At 39.6% G+C, this 9,719-nt stretch carries 11 protein-coding genes; all 11 read right to left on the bottom strand.

What is annotated here, in order from left to right:
- Nucleotides 1-130 precede the first annotated feature (130 nt).
- Nucleotides 131-826: an LrgB family protein gene (locus HNQ80_RS25255; RefSeq protein ID WP_184313995.1), complete on the bottom strand. Its 696-nt coding sequence runs from the start codon at nt 824-826 to the stop codon at nt 131-133.
- Nucleotides 819-1,181, bottom strand: coding sequence for a CidA/LrgA family protein (locus HNQ80_RS25250; RefSeq protein ID WP_184313993.1), 363 nt, complete (start codon nt 1,179-1,181; stop codon nt 819-821). Before HNQ80_RS25250 ends, HNQ80_RS25255 begins: the two co-directional genes overlap by 8 nt.
- 142 nt (nt 1,182-1,323) lie before the next feature.
- A complete protein-coding gene (locus HNQ80_RS25245; protein ID WP_184313991.1) occupies nt 1,324-2,706 on the bottom strand; it encodes a [Fe-Fe] hydrogenase large subunit C-terminal domain-containing protein in 1,383 nt (460 codons plus the stop codon).
- A 117-nt stretch (nt 2,707-2,823) separates the two neighbouring features.
- Nucleotides 2,824-3,339: a thiol peroxidase gene (tpx, locus tag HNQ80_RS25240; protein WP_184313989.1), complete on the bottom strand. Its 516-nt coding sequence runs from the start codon at nt 3,337-3,339 to the stop codon at nt 2,824-2,826.
- 139 nt (nt 3,340-3,478) lie between these two features.
- Nucleotides 3,479-4,993, bottom strand: a complete 1,515-nt coding sequence (locus HNQ80_RS25235) for a flotillin family protein (RefSeq protein WP_184313987.1) — start codon at nt 4,991-4,993, stop codon at nt 3,479-3,481.
- The gene (locus HNQ80_RS25230; RefSeq protein ID WP_184313985.1) at nt 4,994-5,539 is read right to left on the bottom strand and encodes a hypothetical protein; all 546 of its coding nucleotides are present in this window, start codon (nt 5,537-5,539) and stop codon (nt 4,994-4,996) included. It lies immediately after the preceding gene.
- Nucleotides 5,540-5,846: 307 nt separating this feature from the next.
- On the bottom strand, nt 5,847-6,305 hold the full coding sequence (locus HNQ80_RS25225; protein ID WP_184313983.1) for a hypothetical protein: 459 nt from the start codon (nt 6,303-6,305) through the stop codon (nt 5,847-5,849).
- Nucleotides 6,306-6,448: 143 nt separating this feature from the next.
- Nucleotides 6,449-7,234, bottom strand: a complete 786-nt coding sequence (locus HNQ80_RS25220) for an ABC transporter permease (RefSeq protein ID WP_184313980.1) — start codon at nt 7,232-7,234, stop codon at nt 6,449-6,451.
- Entirely contained in the window at nt 7,235-7,882 is a 648-nt protein-coding gene (locus HNQ80_RS25215; protein WP_184313978.1) for an ABC transporter ATP-binding protein, read from the bottom strand. It abuts the gene before it with no gap.
- Between the two features lie 22 nt (nt 7,883-7,904).
- Nucleotides 7,905-8,999 (bottom strand): chromate efflux transporter, encoded by a 1,095-nt coding sequence (gene chrA, locus HNQ80_RS25210; protein ID WP_184313976.1) that lies wholly within the window; start codon nt 8,997-8,999, stop codon nt 7,905-7,907.
- Complete coding sequence (locus HNQ80_RS25205; RefSeq protein WP_243183569.1) at nt 8,999-9,430, bottom strand: MarR family transcriptional regulator; 432 nt, start codon at nt 9,428-9,430, stop codon at nt 8,999-9,001. Before HNQ80_RS25205 ends, chrA begins: the two co-directional genes overlap by 1 nt.
- Nucleotides 9,431-9,719: the final 289 nt, after the last annotated feature.

The raw sequence follows: 9,719 nt of genomic DNA, 5'->3' as shown, positions 1-9,719 counted from the left end.
GTACTTCCATTAAAGCAAAAGAGGTTCTTTTTTTCATTATTAAAATTTTTCCATTGTCAATCTGTAATTATTTCTTTGATGCAACATTAGAACCTAAAGGCGCTTTTTTTATACGTTTTATCTTTTTCTGCTACTGAAACATATGGGCCATGAAAGGTACGACAAATGCAGTAGCCACTCCAGCAATGCCAATTGCAAGGCTACTCATGGCCCCCTCTATCTCTCCCTCTTGGAAAGCCCTACTTGTGCCAAGGGCATGGGTCGTGGTTCCAATAGCAATTCCTTTGGCTACAGCGCTTTTTATGTTGAAGAAGCGTAATATCTCAGGGGCAAAGCACGCTCCAAAAACACCTGTTATCGTAACCAATCCTGCCGTAAGAGAGGGTATACCACCAATTACTCTTGATACCTCTATGGCAATGGGTATTGTAACCGCCTTAGGTGCCAACGAATATACAATCTCCTTCTGGGTCCCTAGCAGATAGCCTATTCCCATCACAGAAGAAATAGAAGCGGTAACACCTGCTATTATTCCAATAAAAATAGCTTTAAAATTTGTTTTCAAAATATCAATATTCTTGTATAAAGGAATAGCCAATGCCACAGTTGCAGGTCCTAATAAAATACTCAACACAGCAGATTGGTCCTTATAGACCTCATAGCTTAAACCCGTTGCTTTTAAGATGATCATAATCAAACTGATGGCAATAAGAAAAGGATTAAAGATAGGATGCTTCAATCTTTTATTTATTATTTGCCCAATGAAGAAAGCTCCCAGGCTTATCAGAACACTGAAGACAACATTATTTTCTATATAATCAAGCATCTACTTTGCCTCCATTCTTTTTCACAAAAAAATCTACTACTTTTCCTGTAACATATAATCCAATAATGATGCTTAGAATAGTTGGTATTAGTATACCTGCCAATTGTGATCGAATCAAATCAAAGTACAACATAATCCCTACAGATGCTGGTATGAAAAATATAGGTAAATGGTCCAGCAGTATTTTCCCTGCCTCCTCTACATCCTTTAATTGAACGAATCCTTTCGTCAACCCTATGGTGAGCAGCAGCATTCCTAAAATATTCCCAGGGATCGGTATTTTAAGAACATAAGCCACAATATCTCCAAGAAATAGTACTAGAAATAATGTCATAAACTGCTTCACTAAATTCATTTTTTGTTCCCCTTTCTTTATCTCAATGGTTACTTTATGGGTAAAAGTATACCACTTCCATTCGTTTCATACAAAACCAACCTCCTGCACTTTGCAACGTTTTCCCCCTTCATATGACAAAAGGGCATCGTTTTATGCCCTTTTATGATTCATTGAGGTTTCTAACCAATAAATTTTTGATACTCTCTTCATCTTCCAAAGATTCCAGCCTTTTTAATCCTAAACTGGTAATCAATTGCAGTACATTATTGTTATCAAAGGGTGTTTTCATTGGTGTAGACTCACTATAGCGATTTACTTTTTCCGTTGCCTCTTCGATGGAAGCAATCGTCCTGGGCCCACCCACGCAACCGCCTACACAACCCATTCCCTCAATAAAGTTGGCCTCGATCTCGCCTTCTATAAGACGCTTAAGTCCATCCTTACAGTCTTTAGCTCCATCAAAACAAATGGACTTGAAGGGAATTTTCCTCTGAACAACTCTGTTGACTGATAATTCCACAGCTTTGCTCACACCACCAGTCCTTGCATATACTCTCCCTGCAAAAGAAGCCTCCTCCCGATGATCTTCCTCTAAAGCGTCTAGATCAATTTCCAAAGCTCCAAATATTTCATGCAGTTCTCTAAATGTTAGCACATAGTCAATAGCATCCTTTAGTTCTTCAATTTTTGCCTCAGCCTTTTTTGCAATACATGGTCCGATAAAAACCACCTTGGCATCAGGATTTAAAGCCTTTAATACTCTGCCCGATGCAATCATGGGTGATACAGAAGGCGATACATGATCTTCGATATCCTTAAAATTCTTCTGAATCAAGCCTACCCATACAGGACAGCAGCAACTGGTAATAAAAAAATCCTTTTCAGTTTTTACCATGTGGTCAAATTCATAGGCTTCTTTTACCGTTAAAATATCTGCAAATACGGCCACCTCAATCATGTCCGTAAAACCCATCCATTTCAAGGCTGACCGCATTTTTCCTGGTGTCATATGCTCTCCTAGTTGTCCTATATAGGCAGGTGCGATGGTAGCATATATAGGCTGTTTCTTTTCTTGAAGCATCTTTATGATAGGAATAAACTCAATCTTATCTGAAATAGCTCCCAATGGACATTCCCCAATGCACTTTCCGCAACCAAGACATTTATGTTCTGCCTTTGTACAGTCTAGATATCCCCTTGGACAATCCTCATCATAAATGTCATCCCCATGATAGCGATGACATTCTTCACATATATTTTGGATAACTGCCACCAGAGGGCTTTCTACTTTGCTAAGATGCAGCGCCTTTTCCACATCCTCTTTAAGATGATGATCCTCATAAGTAGGATCTACCCCCATGGCCATACGTATATAATTTCTTACAATTTTTCTCTCCTTCTCATCCTGAATATCTTCTCCCAAAATTCGATCCGGTAAATCTTCAATTCCTTCTTCTAACTTCCCTTGCCATGCTAGTTTGGCTACTTCTTTGAAAATGGACATTCTATATCTTTGCAACTGATTGTCAGTAGTATTCTCCATAAACGGCCTCCTATGATTACATTTATTCTCTTATATTGTCACTCAGGTTATCTACATTTATGCTTAATAAAAAAACAAACGGGGAAACCCGTTTGTTTTCTTATTAAGCATATATCCTTAGACCAGCTGTCTTACCACTTCCAGTACCTTATCATAGTCTGGCTGTTCTGCAACCTCTTTTACATACTCCACATATCGTACCACATTGTCTTGATCAATGACCACGACACCCCTGGCTAACAGCCTTAACTCTTCAAGAACAAACCCATAATGTAGACCAAAGGATAAATCTCTATGATCTGATAGCGTGATTACCTTATCAATTCCCTTGGCTCCGCAGAACCTTTTTTGAGCAAAGGGAAGATCCACACTGATTGTCAATATTTTTACATCCCCTAAATCTGCAGCTTCTTGATTAAAATGAATGGTTTGAAGTTCACAAACCCCTGTATCTAACGATGGTACTACACTGATGATCTTCACTTTGTTATCGGCATCCTTTAAGGTATATGGCTGCATATCATTAGTCAATACCGTAAAATCTGGCGCTTGATCTCCTACCTTTATTTCATTTCCCACAAGGGTCAAAGGATTCCCTTTCATGGTAACAACACCTGTTCTTTTTGTATTCATAGCTATGTTCTCCTTCCATCAATATGTTTCCTTACTCATTATACCCTCGCTGCAAAGGTATAATCATTTTTCATTGTTCAATTTGCGAAAGCAAAAAGAGGATTCCTTTTTCTTGAAAGAATCCTCTTTTCTAGTTATGCTAGTTCTCCTGTTTTTCCTCTAGGAGCACTTGGGCGCGCTTCAGTGCTACATCCTCAAGTACCGTTGGCTCAATTTTCTTTGTCTTTAACATCTCTAAGAGATTGATCCCTGTTACAGCATCAATGGTTTCTGGTAAGGATGACATGATATCCGTTACATAGGAAGTTACCTTGCCTGCTCCCTTGCCGCCCTCTCCAGAATCTACAATGACAATCTTCTCTGTTTTGGATAATGGCTCTGCAATGGCTTTTGCGAGTTCTGGCAGTTTCTCAATGATCATCTGTGTCACGGCAGCCTCATTGTACTGCTTGTAGGCTTCGGCCTTCTTCATCATGGCCTCTGCCTCCGCTTTACCCTTTTCACGAATAATCTCTACCTCTGCCATACCTTCTGCTTTCCTGGCTTCCGCCCTTGCCTGACCTTCTAGACGAATGGCGTTGGCCTTGGCTTCGGCATCCTGAATCTCTCTATACCGCTCTGCTTCAGCCAGTTTCTCCGATCGATACTTTTCCGCTTCCGCTTGTTTCTTCACCGTAGCTTCCAGTTCCTTTTCCCTTCTCAACGCTTCTTGTTCAGCTAGTTCAATTTCTTTTTGCTTTCGAGTAATCTGAACCTGCATTTCTGCATCGGCCAGTTCTTTTTCTTTTTGTTTCTTGGTGATTTCTACCTGCATTTGGGTTTCTGCAACTTCTCTTCTTACCTTATTCGATTCGATTTCATAAGCCAGGTCAGAACCCGCTTTAGCACTTTCCTGCTCTCTTCTGTAGGCTTGCACCTTCAGCTCTTTTACTTTTTCAGATTCTGCAATCTGGGTTTCAGCGATAAGGCTGGCCGCCTCTCCTTCTCGGTTGGCCTCAGCTGTCTTAATCTTGGTCTCCATCCTTGCACTGGCCTCTGCAATTTCCGCATCTCTCTTTACTTCTGCGATTCTTTTCTTACCCAATGCTTCTAAGTACCCATTATTATCTGAAATGTCTCGAATGGTAAATGCTTTAATTTCAAGTCCCATCTCAGCAAGATCTAAAGCTGCTACCTCTTGAACCTGAGAAGCAAATTTTTCTCTGTTCTTATAAATATCCTCCACCGTCATGGTAGAAATAATCTCTCTTAATTTACCTTCCAGCACGTCTCTGGCAGTGTCCTTGATTACTTCAATGGTTTCCTTTTCATTTCCCGTATTAAATTGTTCCATGGCGGCCAATATGGATTCCCTATCGGATTTAACCTTCATAACGGCAACACCATCTGCCTTGATGTCAACCCCTTGCTCGGTCAGTGCTCCATCTGTTTTTACATAAATTTTCATGTTCTCCAAGGAAATTCTATCTGTCTTTTCGAAGAGAGGAATGACCAATCCCCCGCCCCCTGAAATAACACGTTTCTTAAGACCTGTTACGACCAATGCCTTATCCTGTGATACCTTTCGCCACATGGTAACAATACCAATCATCAGTAAAATTACGACTGTGACAATGAGAATCGGTACCACCCCTATAAATCCTGTGATATTCATTTACATGCCTCCTTTTTTTGTTCCATCTACATAGTAGACGTTTTTTTGTATATCTATGATTAACACCTCTTCTCCTGCCTGGAACTCCTTACCTGAAAATGATTTGGCTGGAGCTGAGTAGGTGTTACCATTGATGATATAGGTAATTTTGCCGAACTTACCTTCTCTAATAGGAATCGTTACCTTGCCCCGATAGCCAATGACGCGACTCTGGGCAACGGCGCTGGTATTCTGGGCCTTATACAAAGGCACCATCACAGCGAAGTAAATAATGGCACAAAGGGCCAAAGCCCCTGCCAATGCCACAACCACAATGAAAATTGGATGCCATTGTCCTTTATACTGAAAAATCAATCCCAATCCGCCAAAGGTTGTTAGAAAGGTGGCGATCATCATTGGTTTAAAGGGTGAGACTTGGGCATCAAACAAGCCATCATCATCAAAATCTATATCTACCTCTACAAAGTCTAGCAACTGCCCTAAAAGAAAAGTAATCACCGAATATAGAACCCCCACACCAAAAAGGATATAAAAAAAGGCTGTCATCCACATCACCCCATGAATACGATTTTTTTCCATTTCCTTTAAATTATACTACAACATTGTAAAAAAAAAGTTACACTTCCATAAACTGTAATGCAACTGTAATATTTTTACTTATTTACTTCTATTAACGCGTCCTTGTAAATAAAGAATGTGGCATATCGTAGGGATCAGCCCTCGCCGTTCCGTGGCTTTGAATCCCTATCTTTTTCGGAACGATGGGGGCATCGTTCCCTACAAAAACATGATTTTTTGCGGTTTCGTAGAGTCGGACGCCCCTGTCCGACCGTTGCAGTTTCGTCATATTTTTCTACTCCTGTCCCTTTGAATCATTCTTAAATAATTTCTGATACTCTTCTTCAGAGATAAATTCCACTTTTAAATCTCCTAAACTTCCCCCCGTTATTCTATGATCTTGAGAGTGGTAGGTATCTTCTATTTCATAAATCCCTCCTTGCTTTGGGTCAATGGTCATAAGGTCGGAATAGTATTTTTCTGGGATACTGTCCAGATATGGATACCAATCGGCTTTTGGTCTTGTGATCACTGCGTGGAAGAGAATCTTCTTATCCGAAGAATTTCTAATACTTATCATATATTTAAGCTCTTTGATCTTATGATCTTGATGATTACTTTCAAAATGAATACTTCCAAAGGATGAACTTAGATTGCTGATAGGATTTACATATAGATAAAGTTGGAAGCCTATCATCAAAAGTAATATCAGTACATATAATCCAAAATATCTTTTTCTCAGATACCTTATCATGTACCAGTCCTCCTTTCTTTTCATTATATAGGTATCGATAGTTAATTACATATATTTCCATTATACTATATTGAAAAAGAGATAGGGAATTTTTCCCTATCTCTTTTTGAGTTTTTGTATTCTTCCTCGAAAACCTCATTTTCTTACTCATTTACTATCAATTGTTTTTTCTGGTTGAAAAAGGATTGGTATCCCAATTGGACAAATAAAAAAACAGTGAGGGATACGCTGCCCAAAATTCCAAGCATGATGGCTATCTGATACTCTATGGCCGTCAGTGGAGATGTACCAGACAAAATTTGTCCTGTCATCATTCCTGGTAGAAAGACGATCCCCATACCCACCATAGAATTAATAGTAGGCATAATAGCAGAATCAAAAGCATGGTCTACAATGGTTTTAGAAGCCATCTTCGGTGTAGCGCCCAACATCAAGGCTGTCTCAACCATATCTCTTTTCGTCTTCATTCCATCCACCAATCGATCTACCCCTAGGGCAATCCCCGTCATGGAGTTTCCAATAATCATCCCTGCCAGGGGCACAAAATATTGCGTCTTATACCAAGGGGTAATTTGAATGACAACAAAGAGAAAGTAGGCTATAGAAATAAGGGTCCCTGCAGCCATTGAAAGGGCAATTACCTTCTTCAGCTTCACGGATAGCTTTCCTTTCACCCGTGTATAGATATTGAATATGGCGAAGGTTTCCATGACACCAATCACCAACAGGGTATACCCTGGATGATCATTCTCAAATAAATAGGCCAATATATACCCCACCAAGATCAACTGTAAGGTCATTCGAACAGAACTAATCAGAATCTCTTTTTCCCTTGAAATGCCCTTTATTCGAACAATTATCAATAAAAAAACTACGAAAATATAAGCAGACAGAAGCTGCCAAATTCCTAAATCAATGATGCCGCTCATTTATTGTCCCTCCTCCCTTACATATCGTCCTTTGCTAATCTTGATAATATTTTCGCCGTAGATTTCCGCAATCAACTTGGAGTGGGTTACCATGATCACAGTCTTATTGAATTTTTTTGCATAATTCACCGTTTCTTCAATAATAAAGATTTCTGTTTCCTCATCTAGGGCTGAAGAGGGTTCATCCAGCAATAATACTTCCGGATCTAATGCAAAAACCCTGGCGAGGGCCAGTCTTTGCCTTTCACCACCCGAGAGACTTTCCACTGTCTGATCTAGACTTTTATTTAAGTGAACCATCCTCAAATATTCCTCCAGTTTTTGATCTGGAAGCAGTGCTCTCTCTGAAAAACCCAAGGCAGCATGAAAATTATCACGAATGGTTGATGGAAAGACCACAGGGTTTTGTCCCAGCATAATCACCTTCCGTCGTAGTTGTACGGAATCCATATCTTGTATTCTTTCTTCTTGAAAGTATATTTCTCCCTGGGTAGGACTAATGAGTGCATTTAACATCTTTAACAATGTGGTCTTTCCGCTGCCGCTCTCTCCTACAATGCAGGTAATCCTATGGAGGGGTATATCCATGTGCTCTACCTGTAGTATATCCTTATATTGAATTTGTTTTAATTGAAAAACACTTTTCATCCATATACCTCCCCTCTCATTTTTATATGAAATACTGAATACCTAGCCCTAATATGGCAGAAGCTGCTATGGCATAAAATGAATTCACCTTATATTTCCACAGGGCAATAAAACCTGCTCCTGCAATCAACAACGTCCAAACATCTATGATTGCCGAAGGTATCAATTGCAGCACAGAAGCTAGGATTGCACCGATCACCGCAGCGTTTATTCCTGTTAAGAATCCTTTTACCCATGGAATTTCTCTGATTTTTCCTAGATAGGGCGTTGCAATAAGGATAAAAGCGAAGGATGGAATAAATATTCCCAAAGCAGCGACAGCAGCACCCAAAACGCCGAACACTTTATATCCGATGAAGGCAGATGTAATCACTACAGGACCAGGCGTAACCTGCCCAAAGGATATACCGGCCAAGAACTCTTGTTGTGTCAGCCAACCCAGCTTTCCTACTACTTCTTGTTCAATAAATGGGATGATTACAAGCCCTCCACCATAAATAAATGATCCTACTTTTAAGAAGAATGTAAATAGCTTCCCTATGGTTGGTTCTACCAAAGCCAGAGGCAACAAGGTCATATAGGTTTTCTTAGATTTTGGCCATTGATAATATACAAGGATTCCAACCAATCCCCCGATGATTAGAACTGCCAGCAGGTTCATCTTTAACCCATAAATAGCAGCAGCACTTAAGACCATAATGATACTGCCAACCCGATCTTTGATGGATGACTTGCCCATTTTCAAGAGAGAGTTTGTAATCAAAGCAATCACCAAGGCATTGATTCCATATAGTACACCTTGTATTTGGGGCACGGCACCATATTTAAAATAGAAATAACTCAAAGCTGTAATCAGGATAAAGGCTGGTAAGATAAAGCAGAATCCTGCTAAAATACCTCCCATAAGTCCTCCCCTTAAATATCCTAAATAAATGCCCAATTGAGTAGACGCCGGACCAGGTAAGATTTGACATACGGCAAGGCCCTCCATAAATTGCTCCTTACTGGTCCATTTCCGCTTCTCTACCAATTCCTCATCCATCATGGCGATATGGGCCATGGGCCCTCCAAAGCCTAGCAATCCAATCTTTAAAAAATATGAAATGATTTCTCTCATCACGAATCTCCTTTCTCTACAAATAAAGTATCTTCGTCTATTTTCGTAACTAATTCTTCCAACAGCTGGTGTAATTCTTCCCGCTTCTTAGAATCCAATGTATGAAAGAAGTTTTTCACAAAATGACGATCCTCCTCGATATGCTGCTCTACGATCATCGTTCCTGATTCCGTCACCATAAGCTCCACCGCACGGCGATCTTCTTCACTACGAATGCGTTGGATATACCTTTTTTCATAGAGACGATCCATGATCCCCGTTAAGGTTGAAGGGGGGATATGATAGGTCTTTGAAATATCCATGACCCGTATTCTTTTTTCAAAATAGATCCGCTCCAACACATACATATCTTGGGGATGAAGCTGGCTGGTTCCCAACTGATATTGCTCCTTGTATTTGAAGATTTCTATCAATCGATGCATGAGCTTCATTTCATCCAAAATAATCACTCCTTATCTTAAATATAATACGAGTATCATATTATACGTATATCGTATTATTTATTTTGCCTTTTGTCAATTTTAAAATATATTTTTTCAATAGCTATGTTTTAGAATCATGTGGATTTTGCACATTAAATAGACATTGCGCGCTAACATGCGCAGGTTAAGACTAGAGAAAAACCGTAGACCAGCCACCAAAAGTCAATATAAATTTTTTAAAAAAGCTAGAGAAATCAAGTTGATAGAAAATAGGCATAACAAATAAGCCAAAGAAAAG

Origin of the sequence: Anaerosolibacter carboniphilus, assembly GCF_014205875.1 — a bacterium.
Lineage (GTDB): Bacteria > Bacillota > Clostridia > Peptostreptococcales > Thermotaleaceae > Anaerosolibacter > Anaerosolibacter carboniphilus.
Note: the sequence above shows the minus strand (reverse complement) of the source record. Positions and strands in the feature narration are given on the sequence as shown.